This window comes from Pseudomonas sp. UTLPPB19802, from assembly GCF_059730225.1.
The window spans coordinates 2,867,146-2,890,874 of record NZ_AP048545.1 but is presented as its reverse complement, the minus strand read 5'-3'; the positions used below and the strand labels follow the sequence as shown (position 1 = coordinate 2,890,874).

Annotated in this window: 18 protein-coding genes; 10 read left to right on the top strand and 8 right to left on the bottom strand. The window is 61.6% G+C overall.

Annotated features, from left to right (window positions below):
- Window positions 1–63 precede the first annotated feature (63 nt).
- From AC6I6U_RS13230 to AC6I6U_RS13205, 6 genes are all read left to right on the top strand, one after another.
- Window positions 64–1,227, top strand: coding sequence for an EAL domain-containing protein (locus AC6I6U_RS13230; RefSeq protein WP_497882371.1), 1,164 nt, complete (start codon window positions 64–66; stop codon window positions 1,225–1,227).
- Window positions 1,228–1,299: 72 nt separating this feature from the next.
- On the top strand, window positions 1,300–2,631 hold the full coding sequence (locus tag AC6I6U_RS13225) for a deoxyguanosinetriphosphate triphosphohydrolase (RefSeq protein WP_497882370.1): 1,332 nt from the start codon (window positions 1,300–1,302) through the stop codon (window positions 2,629–2,631).
- Window positions 2,632–2,897: 266 nt separating this feature from the next.
- Window positions 2,898–3,296, top strand: coding sequence for a response regulator (locus tag AC6I6U_RS13220; RefSeq protein WP_497882369.1), 399 nt, complete (start codon window positions 2,898–2,900; stop codon window positions 3,294–3,296).
- Window positions 3,297–3,610: 314 nt separating this feature from the next.
- A complete protein-coding gene (locus tag AC6I6U_RS13215; protein ID WP_026007590.1) occupies window positions 3,611–4,240 on the top strand; it encodes a response regulator transcription factor in 630 nt (209 codons plus the stop codon).
- Window positions 4,241–4,248: 8 nt separating this feature from the next.
- The gene (locus AC6I6U_RS13210) at window positions 4,249–7,932 is read left to right on the top strand and encodes a transporter substrate-binding domain-containing protein (protein WP_497882368.1); all 3,684 of its coding nucleotides are present in this window, start codon (window positions 4,249–4,251) and stop codon (window positions 7,930–7,932) included.
- Between the two features lie 143 nt (window positions 7,933–8,075).
- Entirely contained in the window at window positions 8,076–11,027 is a 2,952-nt protein-coding gene (locus AC6I6U_RS13205; protein WP_497882367.1) for an HD-GYP domain-containing protein, read from the top strand.
- A gap of 7 nt (window positions 11,028–11,034) precedes the next feature.
- Here AC6I6U_RS13205 and AC6I6U_RS13200 read toward each other — a convergent pair whose 3' ends face one another.
- Window positions 11,035–11,517 carry a GAF domain-containing protein gene (locus AC6I6U_RS13200; protein WP_497882366.1) on the bottom strand — a complete coding sequence of 161 codons (483 nt, stop codon included), beginning with the start codon at window positions 11,515–11,517 and terminating at the stop codon, window positions 11,035–11,037.
- The gene (locus tag AC6I6U_RS13195; RefSeq protein WP_497882365.1) at window positions 11,514–12,404 is read right to left on the bottom strand and encodes an ATP-binding protein; all 891 of its coding nucleotides are present in this window, start codon (window positions 12,402–12,404) and stop codon (window positions 11,514–11,516) included. The genes AC6I6U_RS13200 and AC6I6U_RS13195 overlap by 4 nt, the downstream gene beginning before the upstream one ends.
- A gap of 177 nt (window positions 12,405–12,581) precedes the next feature.
- Between AC6I6U_RS13195 and AC6I6U_RS13190 the strand changes: the two genes are divergently transcribed.
- On the top strand, window positions 12,582–14,900 hold the full coding sequence (locus AC6I6U_RS13190; protein ID WP_497882364.1) for a hybrid sensor histidine kinase/response regulator: 2,319 nt from the start codon (window positions 12,582–12,584) through the stop codon (window positions 14,898–14,900).
- On the opposite strand, the gene AC6I6U_RS13185 is transcribed toward AC6I6U_RS13190, so the two are convergent.
- The 3 genes from AC6I6U_RS13185 to msrB form a co-directional block, all read right to left on the bottom strand.
- A complete protein-coding gene (locus AC6I6U_RS13185; RefSeq protein WP_497882363.1) occupies window positions 14,893–15,345 on the bottom strand; it encodes a MarR family winged helix-turn-helix transcriptional regulator in 453 nt (150 codons plus the stop codon). The two genes, AC6I6U_RS13190 and AC6I6U_RS13185, sit on opposite strands and share 8 nt — an antisense overlap.
- Window positions 15,342–15,827 carry a glutathione peroxidase gene (locus AC6I6U_RS13180; protein ID WP_497882362.1) on the bottom strand — a complete coding sequence of 162 codons (486 nt, stop codon included), beginning with the start codon at window positions 15,825–15,827 and terminating at the stop codon, window positions 15,342–15,344. The genes AC6I6U_RS13185 and AC6I6U_RS13180 overlap by 4 nt, the downstream gene beginning before the upstream one ends.
- Window positions 15,828–16,109: 282 nt before the next feature.
- Complete coding sequence (msrB, locus tag AC6I6U_RS13175; RefSeq protein ID WP_497882361.1) at window positions 16,110–16,511, bottom strand: peptide-methionine (R)-S-oxide reductase MsrB; 402 nt, start codon at window positions 16,509–16,511, stop codon at window positions 16,110–16,112.
- 227 nt (window positions 16,512–16,738) lie between these two features.
- Between msrB and AC6I6U_RS13170 the strand changes: the two genes are divergently transcribed.
- A complete protein-coding gene (locus tag AC6I6U_RS13170; protein ID WP_497882360.1) occupies window positions 16,739–17,950 on the top strand; it encodes a pyridoxal phosphate-dependent aminotransferase in 1,212 nt (403 codons plus the stop codon).
- 320 nt (window positions 17,951–18,270) lie between these two features.
- Window positions 18,271–19,158: a protease HtpX gene (htpX, locus tag AC6I6U_RS13165; protein ID WP_497882359.1), complete on the top strand. Its 888-nt coding sequence runs from the start codon at window positions 18,271–18,273 to the stop codon at window positions 19,156–19,158.
- A gap of 49 nt (window positions 19,159–19,207) precedes the next feature.
- On the opposite strand, the gene AC6I6U_RS13160 is transcribed toward htpX, so the two are convergent.
- The gene (locus AC6I6U_RS13160) at window positions 19,208–19,873 is read right to left on the bottom strand and encodes a thiopurine S-methyltransferase (RefSeq protein WP_497882358.1); all 666 of its coding nucleotides are present in this window, start codon (window positions 19,871–19,873) and stop codon (window positions 19,208–19,210) included.
- Window positions 19,874–19,976: 103 nt separating this feature from the next.
- Between AC6I6U_RS13160 and AC6I6U_RS13155 the strand changes: the two genes are divergently transcribed.
- Window positions 19,977–20,744 (top strand): DODA-type extradiol aromatic ring-opening family dioxygenase, encoded by a 768-nt coding sequence (locus AC6I6U_RS13155; protein WP_497882357.1) that lies wholly within the window; start codon window positions 19,977–19,979, stop codon window positions 20,742–20,744.
- A gap of 75 nt (window positions 20,745–20,819) precedes the next feature.
- Here the strand turns inward: AC6I6U_RS13155 and AC6I6U_RS13150 are convergent, their stop codons facing one another.
- Window positions 20,820–22,493, bottom strand: a complete 1,674-nt coding sequence (locus AC6I6U_RS13150) for a DEAD/DEAH box helicase (RefSeq protein ID WP_497882356.1) — start codon at window positions 22,491–22,493, stop codon at window positions 20,820–20,822.
- A gap of 376 nt (window positions 22,494–22,869) precedes the next feature.
- On the bottom strand, window positions 22,870–23,625 hold the full coding sequence (locus AC6I6U_RS13145) for a spermidine synthase (protein ID WP_497882355.1): 756 nt from the start codon (window positions 23,623–23,625) through the stop codon (window positions 22,870–22,872).
- Between the last annotated feature and the right edge of the window lie 104 nt (window positions 23,626–23,729).

The window sequence follows — 23,729 nt, the reverse complement described above, 5'->3', positions numbered from 1 at the left end:
GCGATTGGCGCCTCGAGCCCCTGTCCGCCCGTGAACAATCGCCAACCTGCCTCAGGAGGCTCCGTGATCGACGGGCAACCGCTCGCTTGCTTTCAGCCCTTCATCGACACCGCCACCGGGCGGATTGCCGGTGTCGAGGCCCTGGGACGGTTGCGCCAGGATGACGGCCAATTAATCTCCGTCGGGCCCCTGTTCGAAGACCCCCTTACCCCCGAGACAGCCCTGCTGGACCTTGACCGGCAACTGCGCGACAACGCCCTTGGGCGCCTGCACGAAGCCCCGGTCGAGTGGTTCCTGAGCCTCAACATATCGCCGCGCTGGATCAGCCTCCTGCAACCGGGACAGATCCTGCCTAGCCTGCAACAGTTGCAGCGGCACGGGGTTGATCCGGCACGCATCGTCTTCGAGATCACCGAGCTGGACGGCGATGCCAGGCAGCTCGCGCAGGTTGTCGAGCGCTATCGCGAAGCCGGCGCGCGGATCGCCATCGACGATTTTGGTGCCGGCTACTCGCAGTTGGATCGGGTACTGGCCCTGCAGCCGGACATTCTCAAGCTCGATATGCGCCTGTTCCAGGCGGCGGCTCGTGGCGGCCCCAGCAGCGAGGTGGTCAAGGCGCTCGCGCAGATGGCGGAAAAAACCGGCTGCTGGATCATCGCCGAGGGGGTCGAAACGGCGGAAGAACTGAGCTTCGCCCTGGAGTGCGGATCACGCTACGTCCAGGGTTATCTGTTCGCCAAGGCCGAACAGGATTTTTTTCCCAGCGATACCTTCGTTGCCCAATTCGCCGAACTGCGCGAGCGCTACGTACAGCAGAAACTCGCCGAACGGAACCGCTTGATGAAACTACGCCTGCAGCTAGGCGAGCTGATGGGGTTACTTCAGGATTGGGCCCTGGCACAGGCACCGCTCAGCCGGCTGCCACGGCTGGACAACTATCCCTGGCTGCTGCGTTTCTACCAGTGTGATCGCCATGGCACACAACTCACGCCGAACCTGGAATGGCGCCACCGGGCCTGGCACGCCGACCACAGCTATGTCGGGCACAACTGGTCCTGGCGCCCGTACTTCTATCACCTGCTCGCCGAGGGCTGGGACGGACGTCGATTGACCCTGTCCGGCACCTATCGCGACGCCACCACCAACCAGTACTGCCTGACCGCCGGACAAGTGTTTGACGATGGGCAGCGCCTGCTGCTGATCGACATCGACGCCGCCGCGCTCTAGCAGTTTTTGCTTGCAGACGCGCCAGCTAACCGGGAAGCTGGCGGTTCGATCATCCGATGGAGGGAACCCGCCTTGGACTGGCAAACCCTGCTAAACCGCGAACGCCTGGGAAAGCCCCTGCACAGCCCGCAAGAGCTGGGCCGCAGTCCGTTCCACAAAGACCATGACCGTATCATCTTCTCTGGAGCGTTCCGCCGCCTGGGCCGCAAGACCCAGGTGCACCCGGTATCGAGCAACGACCACATCCACACCCGCCTGACCCATTCGCTGGAAGTCAGTTGTGTCGGTCGTTCCCTCGGCATGCGCGTCGGCGAGACCCTGCGTGACGCCCTGCCCGACTGGTGCGAACCCAGTGACCTGGGGATGGTCGTGCAGTCGGCCTGCCTGGCCCATGACATCGGCAACCCGCCTTTCGGGCATTCGGGTGAAGACGCGATCCGTCACTGGTTCCAGCAGGCCGCCGGGCGTGGCTGGCTGGACGACATGAGCGTTGCCGAGCGGGCCGATTTTCTCAATTTCGAGGGCAATGCCCAGGGATTCCGGGTACTGACCCAACTGGAGTATCACCAGTTCGACGGCGGCACCCGCCTGACCTACGCGACCCTCGGCACCTACCTCAAGTACCCCTGGAGCGCCCGTCACGCCGACTCGCTGGGTTACAAGAAGCACAAGTTCGGCTGCTACCAGAGCGAGTTGCCGATCCTCGAACAGATCGCCCACAAGCTCGGCCTGCCGCAACTGGAAGAACAGCGCTGGGCCCGGCATCCGTTGGTCTACCTGATGGAGGCCGCCGACGACATCTGCTATGCCCTGATCGATCTGGAGGACGGCCTGGAGATGGATCTGCTCGAATACGAACAGGTCGAATCGCTGCTGCTTGGCCTGGTCGGCGACGACCTGCCGGAAACCTATCGGCAACTGGGGCCGCAGGACTCCCGCCGGCGCAAGCTGGCCATCCTGCGGGGTAAGGCCATCGAGCATCTGACCAACGCCGCCGCCCGGGCCTTCGTCGAGCAGCAGGACGACCTGCTGGCTGGCACCTTGTCGGGAGATCTGGTGGAACACATGCATGGCCCGGCCAAGCGCTGCGTCCTCAACGCCAAGGACATCGCCCGCAGGAAAATCTTCCAGGACAAACGCAAGACGCTTCACGAAATCGGTGCCTACACCACCCTGGAGATTCTCTTGAACGCGTTCTGTGGTGCCGCCCTGGAGCAGCAGGGAGGCCGTACGCCATCGTTCAAGAATCGACGGATTCTCGACCTGCTCGGCAACAATGCTCCACACCCGGACTGGTCGCTGCACCGGTCGTTCCTGCGCATGATCGACTTCATCGCCGGCATGACCGACAGCTACGCCACCGAAATGGCCAGGGAAATGACCGGGCGCTCCAGCCCCCAGTGACGCTGCTGGCCCTGTCCTCGGCAAGGACGCCCGTGCTTGCCGAGGAACGTCACCCCGCAAGCCACGCAGAGGGAGCCTACATTTGCCGAGGAATCACCTGATGGAGCTTTCGTTCGACACGCTGAAATAATCCATTCCCCTCTTAGTCTGCCGCTCAGACTCAATCCGCCTCCTCGCTCGACAAGCTCCTTTCTCCAGGCTCGACACTTCACCGCGTGCCTGTCACCAAGCCTTGTTCGAAACAGGTAGCCCGCCTGGAAGATCACATGTGCAAAGAAAACCTGCGCGTATTGCTGGTGGAGGATCACCCCTTTCAACTGGCCGCTACGCAGAGCCTGCTCAACAGCTACGGTTTCCACCTTCTCACCCCAGCCTCCAACGCAACCGAGGCCCTGAGGGCAATGGAAACCACATCAATCCCCTTCGACCTGATGCTCTGCGACCAGTGCCTGCCCGATATACCGGGGCTGGAACTGATCCACAAGGCCAATCAGCGCGGCAAGATCAGGCAGGCGATCCTGCTCAGCAGCCTCAGCCTCGAAGAACTGCGGATACTCAACCAGACCGCCTTGCTGCGTCATATTCCCTTGCTGGGCTGCCTGAGCAAACCCCTCAACGGGCCCGCCCTGCGAAACGTCCTGGGCACACGCGCAATTCCATCGTAGAAGAGAGAACGTGAATGTTGGCCGGTGCCAGGGACACCCCGGCCAATTGCATACAGGACTACAAAGAGCCCCTGAAAACACGTAGGACCAATCCTAAATATCGCTAAACGAATTTAAACATTTCACCCTCATTAATAACAAAAAATTATAAAAGCAGACAAATCCCTATTTTCAGTTCGATCAGGATGTAAGTCGACAGCTCAATTAAAGTAGGAATATTCCTATACAGCTTCTGTAGGCATCTCTATTCATGTGTCTCGGGAAGCAAGTGAGCTAATGTGCGCGCTTTCTACGCAGCTCGCATGGGATTTATTATGAACTCGGTTTTTATCGTCGACGACCATCCGGTGGTCCGTCTTGCCATTCGCATATTGCTGGAACAGGAAGATTGTTATGAGATAGTGGGTGAAACGGATAATGGCGTAGACGCCATGCAGATGGTCCGCGAGTGCATGCCGGATCTCGTCATCCTCGATGTCAGCATCCCCAAGCTGGACGGCCTGGAAGTGCTGGCCCGCCTGGACGGAATGAACCTGCCACTGAAAACCCTGGTGCTGACCGGACAATCGCCCTCGCTGTTCGCCATTCGCTGCATGCAATCGGGAGCTGCGGGATATGTCTGCAAGACCGAGGATTTGAGCGAACTGATGAGCGCGGTCAAGGCAGTATTATCCGGCTACAATTACTTTCCCAGCCAGGCGCTGATTGGTGGTCGAAAAGATGAAGTCATCAATCCGGAAATGGAACTTTTCAAACTGGTGAACGACCGGGAATTGATGGTATTGCAATTATTCGCCCAAGGCAGGACAAACAAGGAAATCGCCAAGGGCATGTTCCTCAGCAACAAGACTGTCAGCACCTACAAGAAGCGCCTGATGCAAAAACTGAAAGCCAAGACCCTTGTAGAGTTGATCGAAATGGCCAAACGCAACGCGGTAGTGTGAGAAAACGGATGCCCACGCGCTTGAAGGATTATCTGACAATTATCACGGGAATATTCCTGTGTCTGTCAGCGCATGCAAAACCCGACGAGGTTACCAGCTTCGCCCTGCTCAGCCGCTCGGGCACTTCCCCTATGGAGGTGCGGCTCGACCAGGAGCAACGCCGCTGGATACAGAATCGACGTGGGCTGGTACTGGGTACCTCCTCCCCGGACTATCCGCCGTTCGATATCACCGCCAGCGGGCGCGACTACGAAGGGATCACTGCGGACTATGCAGGCATTCTTGCCAGCGCCCTTGGGCTGCCCGTCAAGGTACACAGCTTCGCCACACGGGAGGCGGCAATCCAGGCACTGGGGGACGGCCAGATCGACCTGCTGGGTAGTGCCAACGGCTTCGAGGCCGTCAACAAGAACATCTCGCTGTCGATCCCCTACGCCATCGACCAGCCAGTGCTGGTCACCCGCGAGGGCGAAACGCGCTCGTTGACCGACGGCCTGGCAGGCATGCGCCTGAGCATGGTCTATCACTACCTGCCGCTGGACGAGATAAAGGCGCAGTACCCCGAAGCGATCATCCAGTTCTATCCGTCCTACCTCAATGCCATCAATGCCGTGGCCTTCGACCAGGCCGACGTGTTCCTCGGCGACACCATCTCGACCCACTACCTGATCAACAAGGGCTACCTGCGCAACGTGAAGATGGCCAATTTCGGCAAGCATGAAGCCTACGGTTTCAGTTTTGCCGTACGCGGCGACGAGCCGATGCTGCTGGGCATCGTCAACAACGTCCTCAAGGCCATCCCCACCGGCGAGCGCGAAAGCATCGCGCAACGCTGGAGTGCCGGCAGCGATATCCTGCTGACCGACCACAAGCTGCAACTGAGCCCACGCGAGACGCAGTGGCTCAAGGCCAATCCGCAGGTGCGCGTGGTGGTCAACGAGGCCCTGGCGCCGATTACCTTCTTCGATGCCGACGGCAACTTTCGCGGCGTAACCGCCGACCTGCTTGAACTGATTCGCCTGCGCACCGGCTTGCGCTTCGACATCCAGAAATCGCGCAACCTGGACGACATGATCAACCGGGTCGGCAGCGGCAAGGCCGATATCATCGCGGCCATCAGCCCGACCAACGCCCGTGAGGACCTGCTGCACTTCAGTCGGCCCTACATGGAGAACTCTTTCGTCCTGCTGAACACCCGGAGCCAGGACAGCCCCGCCAACCTCGAGCAGATGCAGGACAAGCGCCTGGCCATCACCCGTGGCAACCCGTTGATCGACTACCTGCACCGGGAGTACCCACGGGTCCGCCTGGTGGAAACCGATGACAGTCTCAAGGCCGTCGAACTGCTCGCCCAGGGCCAGGTGGAAGGTGCCGTGGGGTCGCTGGTGATCGCCAATTACCTGATCGCCTCGCAGGTGTTCGATGACAAGCTGCAGATCAGCGCGACCATCGGCACCCAGCAGGCGGTCTTCGCCCTCGCCACCGCCCGCGGCGCGACCGAGCTGGGTTCGATCCTAGACAAGGCGCTGCTGAGCATCGCCCCCGACGAGCTGGGTATCGTCAACAGCCGCTGGCGCGGATACACACCAGCCTCCGACAGTTACTGGCGCAACTATCAGCGCCTGATCATCCAGATCATCATCGGCGCCAGCGTGCTGTTACTGCTGTCGCTGACCTGGAACGCCTACATGCGACGGCAGATCCGTCAGCGCCAATTGGCGGAACGAGCGCTGAGCGACCAGTTCGAATTCATGCGCGCCCTGGTCAACGGTACGCCGCACCCGATCTACGTACGCGACCGCCAGGGCTTGCTGCAGACCTGCAACGACAGCTATCTGCAAGCCTTCTCGGCGAAACTGGAAGACCTGGTCGGCAAAAGTGCGCTGGAAGGTGCGCGGGCACTCGGCAACGAACAGGAGGCCAGCGAGTACCAGGCCGACTACCAGCAGGTCATGGAGGAAGGTACCGCGAGAATCTGCGATCGCACCCTGCACATCCGGGGCCGCGAGCTGACCATCTATCACTGGATACTGCCTTACCGAAACTCCCTGGGAGAGGTGCAGGGCATCATCGGCGGCTGGATCGACATCAGCGAGCGGCGCCAATTGTTCGAGGAGCTGCGCAGCGCCAAGAATCAGGCCGATGACGCGAACCGCGCCAAGAGCACCTTCCTGGCGACCATGAGCCATGAAATCCGTACGCCCATGAATGCCGTGATCGGCATGCTCGAACTGACCCTGAAACGCGCCGACCAGGGCCATCTCGACCGCCCGGCCATCGAAGTCGCCTACAACTCGGCCAGGGACCTGCTGGAGCTGATCGGCGATATCCTCGATATCGCCCGTATCGAGTCCGGACGCCTGAGCCTTTCCCCCGAGCGGGTCAGCCTGGAGGACCTGGTGGATTCGGTGGTGCGGGTCTTCGATGGCCTGGCACGCCAGAAAAGCCTGAGTCTGGTCATGGAAGAGCCGGTCCGCGAGCGTCGTTGTGACGTGCTGGTCGACCCGCTGCGCTTCAAGCAGATCCTGTCCAACCTGATCAGCAACGCGATCAAGTTCACGGAGCAGGGTCAGATCCGTGTCGGCCTGGCTCTTCAGCCCACCGACTCGGGACGCCAGGTCGAGGTACAACTGCGGGTCGAAGATACCGGCATCGGAATCAGCGAAGCCGACCAGGTACGCCTGTTCCAACCCTTTGCCCAGGCCGACAATTCCGGCCAGTTGGCCCGCAGCGGCGCAGGGCTCGGGCTGGTGATCTGCCGCAGCCTCTGTGAAATGATGGGCGGCACGCTGACGCTCGCCAGCGTACCCGGACAGGGCACGCAGGTCACGGTATCCCTCAGGTTGGAGAGCCTGGAGCCGCTGTTGGGACAGGTCGAGCGCGAACCGGAAATCCCCCCAGCCGTGCATGAGTTGAATGTGCTGGTGGTCGATGATCATCCGGCCAACCGCCTGTTGATGTGCCAGCAACTCGGCTACCTCGGCCATCACTACAACACTGCGCAGAATGGCGCTACCGGCCTGCAACTCTGGAAGGAAGAACACTTCGACCTGGTGATCGTCGATTGCAACATGCCCGTCATGAATGGTTATGACCTGACCCGCCAACTGCGCGACCACGAGGCGCAACATGCACTGCCGCGCTGCACGGTGTTCGGTTTCACCGCCAACGCCCAACCGGAAGAACGCGCCCGTTGCCTGCAGGCCGGAATGGACGACTGCCTGTTCAAGCCCATCAGCCTGGCCGCCCTGAGCAGGAAACTTGCCGATCTGCGGGCGCTGCCGTTCGACCCACCGTTCAGTGTCGAAGGCCTGAACGCCTTGACCGGCGGAGAACCGCAGTTGGTGCGCCGGTTGATGGACGAACTGCTCAACAGTTGCGAGGCCGACCGCCAGGAACTGCAGGCAATGCCCCAGGGCTTCGGCGCGACAGCCTTCATCGACCTCGCGCACAAGATCAAGGGAGCAGCCCGAATCATCCAGGCCGCTACCCTGGTCGAGCAGTGCGAAAGACTCGAATCCGCCTGTGAGCGGAATGCCGCCGCGAGTACGATCGAAAGCGCCCGTGAGGCGGTCGTTCAGACCCTGTCGACACTGGAGAAGGCCCTACGGCAGCACCTCGATGAACTGGATAAAAAAAAATCCGTACAGGATGGCCCCAGCCACCAGACAAATCCCCCTCAAATGGAGTAAAACTGCCCTGGGCTGGGCATGTTCCGTGCACAGCCCCACCTCAGGCAGGGCCATAAGGGAAATGTGACCGCCGCCGCTTCGGCGAACCATTGACTGTCCCTGGACGCTGAGCAGTGCACCGCACCACCAAGGAGATAGCTGCGATGCCCAGTTCGACGCCCGTCCAGAAGCGCCGGTTCCCGCTGCACATCCATATCAGCATCCTGTTCACCTGCCTGCTGTTACTGACCGGCACGCTCCTTGGGATATTCAACTATCGGCACACCACCAGCATCATCCTATCCAGCAGCGAAAAGCTCTTCGGCAAGATCCAGGAGGATGTCCAGCGGGACCTGCAGAACACCTACCAACCGATCCGCCACTTGCTGAGCCTGCTGGCCATCGATAAATGCAACTCGGCAACCACCCTGGAAGAACGCCTGACCCTGCTCAGGCCCTTTACCCAGGCGCTCAACGACAATCCCGACCTCGCCTCGCTTTACCTGGGCTACACCGACGGCGACTTCTTCATGGTCCGCCCTCTGCGCGAGCCGGCACTACGCGCCTACGTCAAGGGCCCGGAGAACGCTGCCTTCCAGGTCTGGAGCATCGAACGCGATGTAGACAAAGGCAGCGTTCAGTCGCTATCACTGTTCTACGATGCCAACCTTACCCTGATCAGCCGCCAGGAAAACCCCGAGGAACTCTATGATCCTCGCAGCCGTGCCTGGTTCGACACGGCACTGGGCGGTATCGGGCAGATCACCACAGCACCCTACGTATTCTTCTCGACCCACAATGTCGGCACCACCCTGGCCCGGCGCAGTTCATCGACGGTGGTGGTGGCTGCCGACCTGACGCTGGCGGACCTGTCGGCCACCCTGGGCAAGCACAAGGTCACCCCCGATACCGAGATCGTCCTGTTCGACGAACTGGGCAACGCGGTGGCCTACCCCGACTACAGCAAGGTGACCGCCCAGGGTGGCGATCGGTTGACCCCCGTCCGCAAGCTGGGCCCCGCCCTGCAGCAGTTCATGGACCCGGCCAACAAACCCGGTCGCCACATGACTACCCAGGATCGGCGATGGATCGTCGCCCGCAGCGATCTCGCCGAAGGCGGGCCGAACGGCTTGCACCTGGCCCTGCTGGTGCCAGAGGACCAGTTGCTGGCCGATGCCTACCGGATGCGCTGGCAGGGTGCATTGCTGACCCTCGCGACATTGCTGATGTGCCTGCCGCTGGGCTGGCTGACCTCGAGGATCCTGGTCAAGCCGCTGCATGCGCTGGTCCGCGAAGCCGATGCGATCCGCAGCTTCAACTTCAACTACCCGGCCACGCCAAACTCGCCGGTGCTGGAAGTCGACCAACTGACTGTCTCGATGAGCCGGATGAAGGGCACGCTCGCCAGTTTCTTCGAGATATCCGCCAGCCTGTCGGCGGAAACCCGTTTCGAACAGTTGTTGCAACTGGTGCTCAACGAAACGATGAAGATTGGACAAGCCCGTGCGGGCCTGCTCTATCTGGTCAATGGCGAAAGCCGGCGGCTGGAACCCCAGGGCCTGATCATCGATGGCGTTCAGCAAGACCTGCAACTGTTCGATATTCGCAGCGACGCGATCACCGACAGCCGACGGACAGACTGGCTGAGCCAACTCGACAGCAACAACAGTACGGTCAGCACCCTGGGCTTCGAGCAGGCCGGTGATCTGCAGAAAGTGATGATCGCCCTGGAGACACCGAGCATTCACCTGATCGGCGTTCGCCTGCACAACCGCCACGGTGAGACCGTCGGTGTCCTGGCATTGCTGCTGCCCGACAGCGGCACCGAAGCCGACCTGGAAAACCTCAGGCCGGACCGGATCGCCTTTATCAGTGCGGTGTCCGGTACTGCGGCAGCCTGCATCGAAAGCCAGCACCTGCAGGTCCGGCAGAAACAACTTCTCGATGCTTTCATTCAATTGCTGGCCGGCGCCATCGACGCCAAGAGTCCCTACACCGGCGGTCATTGCCAGCGCGTCCCCGTGCTGACCCTGATGCTGGCCAAGGCGGCGGCCGCCAGCGAACAGCCGGCGTTCCGGGACTACAATCCTTCCGAAGACGAGTGGGAGGCCCTGCACGTGGCGGCATGGCTGCATGACTGCGGCAAGGTCACGACGCCGGAGTACGTAGTCGACAAGGCGACCAAGCTGGAAACCATCCACGACCGCATCCACGAAATACGCACGCGCTTCGAAGTGCTCAAGCGCGATGTCTGGATCGAGTATTGGCAGACACGCGCCACGGATGACGCCGACGAACAGGCACTGGCGGCCTCGCGGGATGCCCGCCTGAGTGCCCTGGACAACGACTTTGCCTTCGTCGCGCAATGCAACCTCGGCGGCGAGGCCATGGCCGAGGCCGATCTGCAACGTTTGCGCACCATCGCCCAGCGCACCTGGAGCCGAACCCTGGACGACCGTCTGGGCGTCTCCTGGGAGGAGAACAAACGCCAGGCTCGCACCCACTCACCGACCTTGCCCGTGACCGAGTACCTGCTGGCCGACAAACCCGAACACCTGCTCGAACGCAACGACAACGAACGGATGCCAGCCAACAATCCCTGGGGTTTTCAGCTCGACGTGCCATCCCACAAGTTCAACCGCGGCGAGCTGTACAACCTGAGCATCACCCGCGGTACGCTGACCCGCGAAGAACGCTACATCATCAATGACCACATGGTGCAGACGATCATCATGCTCAGCCGCCTGCCCTTCCCCGGCCATCTGTCGACGGTCGCGGAAATCGCTGGTGGCCATCACGAGAAGATGGACGGTACCGGTTATCCAAAACGGCTGAAGCGCGAGCAGATGAGCCTGCCGGCACGCATGATGGCGATTGCCGATATCTTCGAGGCACTGACCGCTGCCGACCGCCCCTACAAGAAGGCCAAGTCACTGAGCGAGGCGTTGGGCATCATGGCCGCGATGTGCCGAGACGCCCATATCGACCCGCAGTTGTTCGAGCTGTTCATGCAGGAGGAAATCTACCTGCACTACGCCAACAGCTACCTGCAGCCCCAGCAGATCGACGCAATCGACGTACCGGGGCTCTTGGCCAAGGCGGGACTGAAGGCCTGAGGCCGGATCAGCAGTCGGTCAGGCGCAGGAAAATCGCCGCCAACTGCTCGATGCCCGCCTGGTCCTCGACGGTGAAACGGGCCAGGCGCGGGCTGTCGAGGTCGAGCACGCCGATCAGCTTGCCTTCCTTGACCAGCGGTACCACCAGTTCGCTGTTCGACGCGCTGTCACAGGCGATGTGCCCGGGAAACGCATGCACATCCTCGACCCGCTGGGTTTGCAGGCTAGCCGCCGCCGCCCCGCAGACACCACGCCCGAAGGCGATGCGCACGCAGGCGATCTGTCCCTGGAACGGGCCGAGCACCAGCTCGCCATCGCGGTTGAGGTAGAAACCGGCCCAGTTCAGGTCCTCCAACTGATTAAACAGAAACGCCGAGAACTGTGCCGAGTTGGCGATGAAATCGCGCTCGTCCGCCAACAGCGACTCCAACTGCGCACAGAGCAGGCCGTAGCCGTCCAGTCCTGCGCCAGCCTTTTGCAAATCGATCATGGTGCTTGCTCCAACAACTTCAACCCAACCCAATAACGCGCAAACTGATAGGCGCAACGACCGTTGCGGTTGCCCCGTCCGGTAGCCCAGCGTACCGCCAGGACATCCAGCTCGGCATCGCGCTGCCACTTCAAACCGGCCTTGCGCGCCAACTCGCCGATCCAGTGTTCGACCACGCTGAGGTAATGCTCCTGGGTGAACGGATAGAACGACAGCCATAGCCCGAAGCGGTCGGAGAGCGCGATCTTGTCCTCCACCGCTTCGCTCGGATGCAGTTCACCATCCACGCGTTTCCAGTTCTCGTTGTCGCTTTCCTTCTCGGGGACCAAGTGCCGGCGGTTCGAGGTCGCATACAACAGCACATTGTCCGGTGCCTGCTCCAGCGAGCCGTCGAGCACACTCTTGAGCACCCGGTAGTCACCCTCGCCGGACTCGAACGAAAGGTCATCACAGAACAGCACGAAACGCTGCGGCAGCTTCGTCAGTTGCTCCACCACCCGCGGCAGGTCCGCCAGGTGATCGCGCTCGATCTCGATCAGGCGCAGCCCGGCGCCGGCATGTTCGGCCAGCAGAGCCCGCACCAGCGAAGATTTGCCGGTGCCACGCGATCCCCAGAGCAGCGCATGGTTGGCCGGCAGGCCATCGATGAACTGACGGGTATTGCGAGCCAGTTGCTCACGCTGCTTGTCGACACCGATCAGGTCGGACAGGCGCATGTCCAGGCTGACCTCAAGCGGCAACAGGAACCCCGTACGGCCCTCGCGTTGCCAGCGCGCTGCCAGGCAGCGATCCCAGTCGATCACCTGGCGGGTGGCAGGCAACAGCGGTTCCAGGCGGGTGAGGAACGCATCGGCGCGTTCCAGAAAAGCATTCAATCGAGCATCCACGACTTTTCCTCGGGCAAGTTCACACTCATGATGTCGCGTCGGCGCACAGGGCGCTTGAAAATCAAGCAGGCTGTCTCGGCAAACACCCGATCAGGGCGCCACCACTTGTCTGCCGGTGCTATCGAAGGATCAGCTATGCTTGCCCGGCGAAGGGAAACGAATGTGGTACATCATCCCATGGATATAAAATTCACCCAGCGCTTGTCCTACAAGCAAGCCCGATTGACCGTGGTAGTCGGGTTCATTCTGGGGACGCTGCTCAGCCTGCTGCAGATCGGTCTCGATTATGCCAGCGAAAACGCCTCCATCAATCGTGAAATCCTTTCCCTGCTGGAAATCAGCCACAATCCGGCCTCGCGGATCGCCTACAACATCGATGCCGAACTGGCCCAGGAACTGGCGCTGGGGCTACTGCGCTCGCCGGCGGTGCTGCGGGCGAAACTGACCGACAACAACAACTTGGTACTGGCCAGCGTCGACCGCCCGCGCCAGACCGGCCGTTATCGAGCACTCAGTGACTTCCTGTTCGGCGCCGACCGGCAGTTCGAGGACCGCCTGTTCCTCAACCATCTGCCGAACGAATCCCTGGGCACCCTGCATCTGGATGTCGACACCTACACCTTCGGCATCCGCTTCCTCAAGCGGGCCGAGATCACCCTGCTCAATGGTTTCGTCCGTGGCCTGATCCTGACGGTCATCCTTCTGGGGCTGTTCTACATGATGCTGACCAAGCCCCTGGTCAAGGTCATCCACGCCCTTGCCAGTACCCAGCCGGGGGCCCCCAGGCAGGCGCGCCTGGAGTTTCCGCCGGGCCATGAAAAAGATGAGATCGGCATTCTGGTCAAGGTGACCAACCAGCAGTTCGATACCATGGCCACCGAAATCCAGCAGCGACGCAACGCCGAAAATCGCCTGACCGATTATCTCGGGCAACTGGAAAACATCGTCTCGGCCCGCACCACCGAACTCAAGGCGATCAACGCCCGCCTCAGCCAGTCCAACCAGGAACTGGAAGTCGCCCGCAGCACCGCGCTGAGCATGGCCCAGGCGCGCTCCGCGTTCCTGGCCAACATGAGTCATGAAATCCGTACGCCGCTGAACGGCCTGCTCGGGATGATCGCATTGTCGCTCGACAGTTCGCTGAATGCCGAGCAACGCCAGCAGTTGTCGATTGCCCACGACTCGGGAAAAGTCCTGGTCGAATTGCTCAACGATATCCTCGATCTGTCGAAGTTCGACGCCGGTCAACTGGATCTGGAGCGGATCCCCTTCGACCTCGGGGCCCTGATCGAGGACACCGCCAACCTGCTCTCGCAGAACGCCGCACCGGGCGTCGAGCTGGCATGCCTGATCGAGCCGCAGTTCCCGGCCCTGGTACTGGGCGATCCAACCAGGGTGCGGCAGATCGTCAGCAACCTGCTGTCCAACGCCTTGAAGTTCACTCGTTTCGGGCGCGTCGATGTTCGCCTGAGCGCTCGTGACGGCGGGGTACGGATCGAGGTCTGCGACACCGGCATCGGTATCGCCCAGGAAGCCCAGGCGAAAATCTTCCAGCCGTTTACCCAGGCTGGTTCCGGCATCACCCGCCAGTACGGCGGCACCGGGCTCGGGCTGGCGCTCACCTACAACCTCTGCGAAGCGATGAAGGGGCGCCTGACCATCAACTCCGAGGTCGGTTTCGGCAGCCAGTTCTGCGCCGAACTGCCCCTGCCCTGCCACACCCCGGCCACGCCGCCGAAACCGCTCAATGGCCGCATCATCGCGATCAGCTCGGCAGGCAGTGGCCTGAGCGAACTGCTCGACAGCCAGTTGCCGGCCTGGGGCCTGCACTACAAGCGCTACGGTCTCGACGACAGCCTGGCGGGCCTGCAGATCGACCTGCTGATCACCGATTGCCCGGAATGCCTGTTCGGCCTGCGCCCGGCCATCAGCGCAGCGATCCTGCTGGTGACGGCCTACGGCAACTTCATGCCCAACGAGGAGGCCACTGCCCTCGCGCCGCTGCAACAACAGGCGCGGCCGCTGTCACGCAATGCGCTGTACCAGATCCTGCAACGCACCCTGCAAGTGGATGACCCTGCGGACCAGGCGATCGAAGCGCAGGCCAGCCAGCCGCAGCGGCGCGGCCGCATCCTGCTGGTCGAGGACAACCCGGTGAACCAACTGGTGGCCAAAGGCATGCTCGGCAAGCTGGGCTGCGAAGTGATCGTCGCCGCCCACGGTGGCGAAGCTCTGAGCCAGTTGGAGCAACAGGATTTCGACCTGGTGCTGATGGATTGCAACATGCCGGTCATGGACGGGTACGAGGCCAGCCGGCAGATACGCCGCAGCGGGCGCTGGCCGGACCTGCCGATCGTCGCCCTGACCGCCAACGCCATGCCCGAGGAGCGCGAACGCTGCCGGGCGGCGGGCATGAACGATTACCTGGCCAAACCGTTCCGCCGCGAGGAACTGATGGCGCTGCTCGAGCTATGGGTCAGCCCAGGACTTACCTGACGTACGCCAGCAATTGGTCCAGGCCGTCGCGCAGCTCATCGAGCCGGGCCAGATCGATACCACTGTCGCAGAGCAGCCGGGCCTTGAGCGGCGCAACCTGCGCGCGCAGGGCCAAGCCGGCCGGCGTCAGGCTCAGGTGCACCTCGCGCTCGTCATCAGGCGAACGCCGGCGCTGCACCAGCACCATCTGCTCCAGGCGCTTGAGCAGCGGTGTCAGCGTTCCCGAATCGAGTAACAGCCGCTCGCCCAGCGCTTTCACCGTGGGCTGTGGCGGTGCCCCGTCGTGCCACTCCCACAGGACCAGCATCGCCAGGTACTGTGGATAAGTCAGCCCCAGTTGGTCGAGCATCGGCTTGTAGCCACGAATGACCGCCCGCGACGCAGCATAGAGTTTGAAGCACAGTTGGCGGTCGAGTCGCAGCGAATCGGTAGGCAGATCATTCATTCGAGCAGGGCTTCAATCTCGCGGACAAGGTCCTCGGGCTTGGTCAGCGGGGCGAAACGCTTGACCAGCTTGCCGTCCTTGCCGATCAGGAACTTGGTGAAGTTCCACTTGATGCGCTCGGAGCCCAGCAGCCCGGGGGCGTCCTTCTTCAACTGGACAAACAGTGGGTGTGCCCCGGCGCCGTTGACCTCGATCTTCTTGAACAGCGGGAAGCTGACGCCGTAGTTCAGCTCGCAGAACTCGGAAATCGCCCCGTCGTTGCCCGGTTCCTGCTTGCCGAACTGGTTGCAGGGAAAACCAAGCACCACCAGGCCCTGGTCCTTGTAATGCTGCCAGAGTTCTTCAAGCCCCTTGTACTGCGGGGTGAAACCGCACTTGCTGGCAGTGTTGACCACCAGCAGGGCCTTGCCGGAGAAATCGGCGAGGGTCTTTTGCTCGCCCTTGATGGTGGTGCACGGAATGTTCAGCAGGTTTGCACTCATGACGGTTCCTCCATTGAATGTCGATCAAGATAGCGAGCAATTAGATTGCACACAATTCAATTGCCCGGGTTTATACAGAGTCATACCCCTACCGAATAACACCGGACTGCGGCAACTCCACCAGCCGATGGGAACGACACCTGACCTGCAGGAGCAAGGCTTGCCTGTGAAGGGAGCCTTTCGGTCGCCAAAAGCTTCGCAGGCAAGCCTTGCTCCTGCAGGTTCGGTGCTGCAGCCACGACGTTCAGCGTTTCCCCACAAGACTCGGGGCAGCCCTCAACTTCAGCTCTGAACCCGCGGCACCAGGTCCAGGCATACCGAGTTGATACAGTAGCGCAGGCCGGTCGGTGGCGGCCCATCGGGGAACACATGCCCCAGATGCGCATCGCAACGCGCGCAGACCACTTCGGTACGAATCATTCCGTGGCTGGTATCGCGGATCTCGACCATCGCGTGGCCGTCGATCGGCTCGTAGAAGCTCGGCCAGCCACAACCTGAATCGAACTTGGCCTTCGAATCGAACAGCGGCTCGTTGCAACAGATGCAATGATAGACACCATCGATCTTGGTGCCATTGTATTTCCCCGAAAACGGCCGCTCCGTGCCTTTCAGGCGACAGACGTTGTACTGCTCCGGATCGAGCATGGCACGCCATTCGTCCAGGGTTTTCTCCAGCTTTTCCATCGTTGTACCTCGGCGGCTGATAAAACCCCGATCTGTATCTTTTCCACGGATCGGGTGGCACGTATGATTGCGCCTCGTTGAACGCCAGTCTGGCACCCGCTTCAACCGCATTCAAATCGGATTTTCCGTCGCGGCAGCAAGGGGCCACGGGACGTGCCGCAAACGCAGTATTGCCACAGCGACCCCAGCAGGTCGCCTGGATCGTCCATTTTCGGGATCACATCACCATGCAGGTCAGCAAATCGAACAAGCTCGCCAACGTCTGCTATGACATTCGCGGCCCGGTGCTCAAGCACGCCAAGCGCCTGGAAGAGGAAGGCCATCGCATCCTCAAGCTGAACATCGGCAACCCGGCCCCCTTTGGTTTCGAAGCGCCGGACGAAATTCTCCAGGACGTGATCCGCAACCTGCCGACCGCCCAGGGGTACAGCGACTCCAAGGGGCTGTTCAGCGCGCGCAAGGCGGTGATGCAGTATTACCAGCAGAAGCAGGTCGAAGGTGTCGGCATCGAGGACATCTACCTGGGCAATGGCGTGTCCGAACTGATCGTGATGTCGATGCAGGCCCTGCTCAACAACGGCGACGAAGTGCTGGTCCCGGCCCCGGACTATCCGCTGTGGACCGCTGCGGTCAGCCTGTCCGGCGGCAAGGCGGTGCACTACCTGTGCGACGAACAGGCCAACTGGTGGCCCGACCTGGCCGACATCAAGGCCAAGATCACCCCGAACACCAAGGCCATGGTGATCATCAACCCGAACAACCCGACCGGTTCGGTGTATTCGAAGGAAGTCCTGCTGGGCATGCTCGAATTGGCCCGCCAGCACAACCTGGTGGTGTTCTCCGATGAGATCTACGACAAGATCCTCTACGACGATGCCGTGCACATCTGCACCGCCTCGCTGGCACCTGACCTGCTGTGCCTGACCTTCAACGGCCTGTCCAAGTCCTACCGGGTAGCCGGCTTCCGTTCCGGCTGGATCGCCATCTCCGGGCCCAAGCACAACGCCCAGAGCTACATCGAAGGCATCGACATACTGGCCAACATGCGCCTGTGCGCCAACGTGCCGAGCCAGCATGCGATCCAGACCGCCCTCGGTGGCTACCAGAGCATCAACGACCTGGTACTGCCGCCTGGCCGCCTGCTGGAGCAGCGCAACCGCACCTGGGAGCTGCTCAACGACATCCCGGGCGTCAGCTGCGTGAAGCCCATGGGCGCGCTGTATGCCTTCCCACGGATCGATCCGAAGATCTGCCCGATCCACAACGACGAGAAGTTCGTCCTCGACCTGCTGCTCTCGGAAAAGCTGCTGGTGGTGCAAGGCACGGCATTCAACTGGCCATGGCCGGATCACTTCCGCGTCGTTACCCTGCCGCGGGTCGATGACCTGGAGCAGGCCATCGGTCGCATCGGGCACTTCCTGAAATCCTACCGTCAGTAATATCCTACAACCGGCAGCGACTCCCGAAAGGAGTCGCTGTACGCGTCCCTCTCTCATCAGCTGTTTTTTGTATGCACTTGCGTCATTCACCGAACTGTCCGGCGCCGCGCGGTCAAAGCCTCTGCAACAGTGGTTTTCGGGGACTGGCAGCGGCTGCCAGACGAAAAAAGCCGACCTCTGCAATTCGGAAATAGCCGGCAGGATTCTACAATCGAACTGTAGGACACAGTTTGAAATAGTCACCCGGTTGAATAGGCAGAAGCGGCACCTTATATACCCCGCATGAAGCTACATCTTTAGATGAGGAGAAACTTTCAACCATGATGCGCATCCTGCTGTTCTTGGCTACCAACCTGGCGGTCGTGCTGATTGCCAGCATCACCCTGAGCCTCTTCGGCTTCAACGGGTTCATGGCAGCCAACGGGGTTGACCTCAACCTCAATCAGCTGCTGATTTTCTGTGCGGTCTTTGGTTTTGCCGGTTCGCTGTTCTCGCTGTTCATATCCAAATGGATGGCGAAGATGAGCACCAGTACCCAGATCATTACCCAGCCACGCACCCGCCACGAGCAGTGGCTGCTGCAAACCGTCGAGCAACTGTCCCGCGAAGCAGGGATCAAGATGCCGGAAGTCGGGATCTTCCCGGCCTACGAGGCGAACGCCTTCGCCACCGGCTGGAACAAGAACGACGCGCTGGTAGCGGTCAGCCAGGGCCTGTTGGAACGCTTCTCACCCGATGAAGTGAAGGCCGTGCTGGCCCACGAGATCGGCCACGTGGCCAACGGCGACATGGTCACCCTGGCACTGGTCCAGGGCGTGGTGAACACCTTCGTGATGTTTTTCGCGCGGATCATCGGCAATTTCGTCGACAAGGTCATCTTCAAGAACGAGGAAGGCCAGGGTATCGCCTACTACATCGCGACCATCTTCGCCGAAGTGGTATTGGGCTTCCTCGCCAGCGCCATCGTCATGTGGTTCTCGCGCAAGCGCGAGTTCCGTGCCGACGAAGCCGGTGCCAGCCTGGCCGGCACCGCCGCGATGATTGGCGCCCTGCAGCGCCTGCGTGCCGAACAGGGCCTGCCAGTGCACATGCCAGACACCCTCAATGCCTTCGGTATCAACGGTGGCCTGAAGCAGGGCCTGGCGAAGATGTTCATGAGCCACCCACCGCTGGAAGAGCGGATCGACGCCCTGCGTCGCCGCGGCTGACAGACCCTGTAGGAGCCGGCTTGAACTGGCTCCCATGGGTATTACACCCTCAGTCTGTCTCGTTCCTCTGCAACCGATACACCCGTTCCTCAAGGCGAGTCACCCCCGCCTTGAGGAACTTCCAGCTCTCGCCAAGCACATCCTTCTCCTCTTCCACTCGAACCTCCCACGCCGGCTCAAGCAGACTGCGTACCTCGCCGTCGAGCACCGCGAACGGTGGCCCGCTCAACAGCGACTGATCGTAATCCAGGGTAATCAGCAACCCCTGGCAACCTCCCGGCAGAATCTGCGTCAGATGGCGCGCATACCGCTCACGCATGTCGGCCGGCAAGGCAATCATCGCCGCACGGTCATAGACAGCCGAACAGTCGGCGACATCCTCGGCGGTCAGCGCAAAAAAGTCGCCACACCAGAGTGCCAATGGCCCGGCCTCGTAGATCCGGAATCCACCGTGTTCACGCACCCGGGGCTGGAGTTCGTGCTCTCGAAAGAAGTCCTCGATCGCCCTGCTCGACAGCTCCACGCCCAGCACCCGCAGCCCCTGCGCCGCCAGCCAGGCAAGGTCGAGGCTCTTGCCGCTCAGCGGCACCAACACCCGCGCCCCGGATTCCAGCGACAGGTCTGGCCAGTGGCGCTGCAGATAGGGATTGACCTGGTCGAGATGAAAGCCGATCTGACCCAGCTCCCAACGTTTGTGCCAAAACTCAGGCTGCATGTTTAACCCCAATAATTCGATCAAAACCCACTAAAACTTATATTAGATTTAGATCAATGATTTGAATGAAGATGGCATCATCTTAACGCTCAGGACCTTGCTCATGTTGCCCAGCCTGTTCATCTCCCATGGTTCGCCGATGCTGGCCCTCGAACCCGGCGCCAGCGGCCCGGCCCTGGCCCGGCTGGCCGCCGAGCTGGCGCGCCCGAAGGCCATCGTGATCGTCTCCGCGCACTGGGAAAGCCAGGGCCTTCTGGTCAGCAGCAACCCCCGGCCGGAAACCTGGCATGATTTCGGCGGGTTCCCCCGCGAACTGTTCGCCGTGCAGTACCCTGCTCCCGGCCAGCCGGAGCTGGCCGCCGAGGTGGCCCAATTGTTGACGGATGCAGGCCTGCCCGCACGACTGGACAATACTCGCCCCTTCGACCATGGCGTCTGGGTGCCGATGAAACTGATGTACCCCGCTGCCGATATCCCGATCGTGCAAGTCTCGCTGCCCAGTCACCTGGGCCCGGTCCTGCAGACCCGCATCGGACAAGTGCTGCGCAACCTGCGCGAGCAGGGCATTCTATTGGTAGGCTCCGGCAGCATCACCCATAACCTCGGCGAACTGAGCTGGCGCGCCGGGCCGGAGGTCATCGAGCCCTGGGCCAGGGACTTCCGTGACTGGATGGTGGACAAGCTCGCCGCCGATGACGACGCAGCGCTGAACGACTATCGCCGACAGGCCCCCCATGCTGTGCGCAACCACCCCAGCGACGAACACCTGTTGCCGCTTTACTTCGCCCGCGGCGCGGGCGAACGCATGGGCATCGTCCACCAGGGCTTCACCCTGGGCGCGCTGGGCATGGATATCTACCGCTTCGACTGAATGCCTTGATCGCAGGCAAAAAAAATCCCCGAACCAGTCGGGGATTTTTTTATCGATCAATCAACCCAGGGCTGATCAATCTTCGCGGTAGCGACGCAGTTTCAGCTGCTTGCCGGCAACACGGGTGTCCTTCAGCTTGGTCAGCAGGCGGTCCAGACCGTCTTCAGGCAGTTCCACCAGGCTGAAGCTGTCGCGCACCTGGATGCGACCGATGGCTTCACGCGCCAGGCCACCTTCGTTGAGGATGGCGCCCAGCAGGTTCTTCGCCGCGATACCGTCACGCGCGCCCAGCGCGGTGCGGCAACGGGCACGGCCTTCGGCCAGCGGCATTGGGGCACGACGTTCGCGCTCACCACGCTCGGAACGCTCGCCGGAACGCTCCGGACGATCGCCACGCGGCATGCTGTTCGGCACCAGCGGACGCTCTTTCTCGATCGCCGCCAGGTTCAGTGCCTGACCGTTGGTCGCCTTGCGCAGCAGGGCTGCGGCCAGGGCACGTGGGGTGCAACCGATATCGGCAGTCAGGCGATCGAGCAGATCACCGTGGGTCGATTCGGCGTCAGCCACCAGTGGCGACAGGCTGTTGGTCAGCTTCTTGATGCGCGCATCGAGAACGGCCTGGGCATCCGGCAGACGCACTTCAGCGACCTTCTGGCCGGTCACACGCTCGATAACCTGCAGCATGCGGCGCTCACGTGGAGTCACCAGCAGCAGCGCACGGCCTTCGCGACCGGCACGGCCGGTACGACCGATACGGTGAACGTAGGATTCCGGGTCGTACGGCATGTCCACGTTGAACACGTGGGTGATGCGCGGAACGTCCAGGCCACGGGCCGCTACGTCGGTAGCCACCACGATGTCCAGGCGACCATCCTTGAGCGAGTCGATCACGCGCTCACGCTGGTTCTGGGCGATGTCACCGTTCAGCGCCGCGGCCTTGTAGCCCTTGGCCTCGAGAGCGCTGGCCAGGTCCAGGGTCGCTTGCTTGGTGCGCACGAACATGATCAGCGCGTCGAAGTCCTCGACTTCCAGCAGGCTCAGCACAGCCGAGGTCTTCTGGTCGGCGTGAACCAGCAGGTGGGCCTGCTCGATCGCGGTGACGGTCTGGGTCTTGCTCTGGATCTTGACGTGTTTCGGATCCTTGAGGTGACGCTCGGCAATGGCGCGGATCGAAGCAGGCAGAGTGGCCGAGAACAGCACGGTCTGGCGGCTTTCCGGCATCGCCTTGAAGATGACTTCCAGGTCATCCATGAAGCCCAGCTTGAGCATCTCGTCGGCTTCGTCGAGAACCAGGTGGTTCACGGTCGCCAGGACTTTTTCGTCGCGACGCAGGTGGTCGCACAGACGGCCCGGGGTGGCGACAACGATCTGTGCGCCATTCCGGATTGCTTTCAGTTGTGGGCCCATCGGCGCGCCGCCGTAGACAGCCACGACCGTCACGCCAGGCATCTGCTTGGCGTAGGTTTCGAAAGCGGTTGCAACTTGCAGCGCCAACTCACGGGTTGGGGCCAGGATCAGAGCTTGCGGCTCGCGCTTGGACGGATCGATGCGGTGCAGGATAGGCAGGGCGAAAGCGGCCGTTTTACCGGTACCGGTTTGTGCCTGACCAATCATGTCGTGACCGGCAAGGATGATCGGGATCGACTGCTGCTGAATGGCCGAAGGCTCTTCGTAGCCGGTGGCGACTACTGCAGCGACAATACTGGGATGAAGTTCAAGAGCGGCGAAGCCGCCGATTTCCTGGGTCATGGGTCTGCCTCTAAGTGCATCCGCAAAGACCCATGCTCCAAAGCTGCGCATGCCGTGTAAGACTCGGAGAGTCACCCTGGCAGCTTTGTCGGCGGGGATTTGCGAAAACGATTGAATGAAAGGATCGTCGAGGGTAGTCCGCAGGGCGGACAGCACCCGAAGTTGACTTCGGGGAATTGCATACCTAAACGCGGCCCGGCTAAAGGCCGGCGCGCACTATACCGGAACTGGCGAAAAAAGGGAGATTTTTTTATCGCAAAAGGCCACGTCACGGCCCTTCGCAGCAGGCTTTGCGGATAATCGACCAGCCGCTTGCCGGCTATCCACGTGGCTTGCTGCTTAAACGGTTCACTCGTCGGATGGATCTCGACGGTTTTCAGGTCGCCGGACGAATGTCCTTGATCAGCGAACGCAACGAATAACCCAGGCGTGGTGCCAGATCGTCGGCGCGGGCAATCAACGCCTCCATGTCGAGCGACTGCTCCAGGTCCGCCGGAATGATCAGGATGACATTGCCCTCCTTCACCGGCAGTTCCCAGTAGTGCCGATGGTACAGGCCACGCAGCAGCGCCGCTCCAAGGGGCTTGCCGTCATCGGTGGCCCACTGGTTGATCACCAGCCAGCCGCCAGGGTTGAGTTTCTTCTGGCAGTTTTCCAGGAAAACCCACGCCAGGTGCCCCGCGCCCGGGCCGACATCGGTGTACAGGTCGACGAAAATCAGGTCCGCAGGTTCCGCCGTCTCCAGCAAGTCCAGAGCATCGCCGACACGAATGTAGAGCCGCGGGTCGTCGTCCAGGCCCAGGTACTCGATGGCCAGACGTGGCACGTCGGGACGCAACTCGATGGCTTCGACATCCTCCAGGGGCAGGAATTTCAGGCAGGCCTGGGTCAGTGTCCCGGCACCCAGCCCGAGGAACAGGGCACTTTCCGGCTGCTCGTGACACAGGGCGCCGATCAGCATCGCGCGGGTGTAGTCATACTCCAGCCAGCTCGGGTCGGCGGTAAACACGCAGCTCTGCTCGATCGCATCGCCAAATTCGAGGAAGCGGTAGTCCTCCACTTCCAGCACGCGAATCATGCCGAAGTCGTCATGCACTTCAGCCAACAGGCGCTCGACGCGCTCCTCACTCATTTCATCTCCTTGGCGCGACCGGCCGCTGCCGTCGCGATGAATCAACCGCTCGGCAACGAGCGGCAAAGCGCGATTGTCGGCCATGCCACGGCAGCAGGTCACGC

Bases quoted from the DNA above. Each gene is read 5' to 3' on its own strand.
- AC6I6U_RS13185 (WP_497882363.1), bottom strand. From the start codon at position 15,345: ATGAATGATCTGCCTACCGATTCGCTGCGACTCGACCGCCAACTGTGC.
- AC6I6U_RS13150 (WP_497882356.1), bottom strand. From the start codon at position 22,493: ATGACCCAGGAAATCGGCGGCTTCGCCGCTCTTGAACTTCATCCCAGT.
- AC6I6U_RS13155 (WP_497882357.1), top strand. From the start codon at position 19,977: ATGTTGCCCAGCCTGTTCATCTCCCATGGTTCGCCGATGCTGGCCCTC.
- AC6I6U_RS13160 (WP_497882358.1), bottom strand. From the start codon at position 19,873: ATGCAGCCTGAGTTTTGGCACAAACGTTGGGAGCTGGGTCAGATCGGC.
- AC6I6U_RS13220 (WP_497882369.1), top strand. From the start codon at position 2,898: ATGTGCAAAGAAAACCTGCGCGTATTGCTGGTGGAGGATCACCCCTTT.
- htpX (WP_497882359.1), top strand. From the start codon at position 18,271: ATGATGCGCATCCTGCTGTTCTTGGCTACCAACCTGGCGGTCGTGCTG.
- AC6I6U_RS13145 (WP_497882355.1), bottom strand. From the start codon at position 23,625: ATGAGTGAGGAGCGCGTCGAGCGCCTGTTGGCTGAAGTGCATGACGAC.
- AC6I6U_RS13205 (WP_497882367.1), top strand. From the start codon at position 8,076: ATGCCCAGTTCGACGCCCGTCCAGAAGCGCCGGTTCCCGCTGCACATC.
- msrB (WP_497882361.1), bottom strand. From the start codon at position 16,511: ATGGAAAAGCTGGAGAAAACCCTGGACGAATGGCGTGCCATGCTCGAT.
- AC6I6U_RS13180 (WP_497882362.1), bottom strand. From the start codon at position 15,827: ATGAGTGCAAACCTGCTGAACATTCCGTGCACCACCATCAAGGGCGAG.
- AC6I6U_RS13210 (WP_497882368.1), top strand. From the start codon at position 4,249: ATGCCCACGCGCTTGAAGGATTATCTGACAATTATCACGGGAATATTC.
- AC6I6U_RS13170 (WP_497882360.1), top strand. From the start codon at position 16,739: ATGCAGGTCAGCAAATCGAACAAGCTCGCCAACGTCTGCTATGACATT.
- AC6I6U_RS13200 (WP_497882366.1), bottom strand. From the start codon at position 11,517: ATGATCGATTTGCAAAAGGCTGGCGCAGGACTGGACGGCTACGGCCTG.
- AC6I6U_RS13190 (WP_497882364.1), top strand. From the start codon at position 12,582: ATGGATATAAAATTCACCCAGCGCTTGTCCTACAAGCAAGCCCGATTG.
- AC6I6U_RS13215 (WP_026007590.1), top strand. From the start codon at position 3,611: ATGAACTCGGTTTTTATCGTCGACGACCATCCGGTGGTCCGTCTTGCC.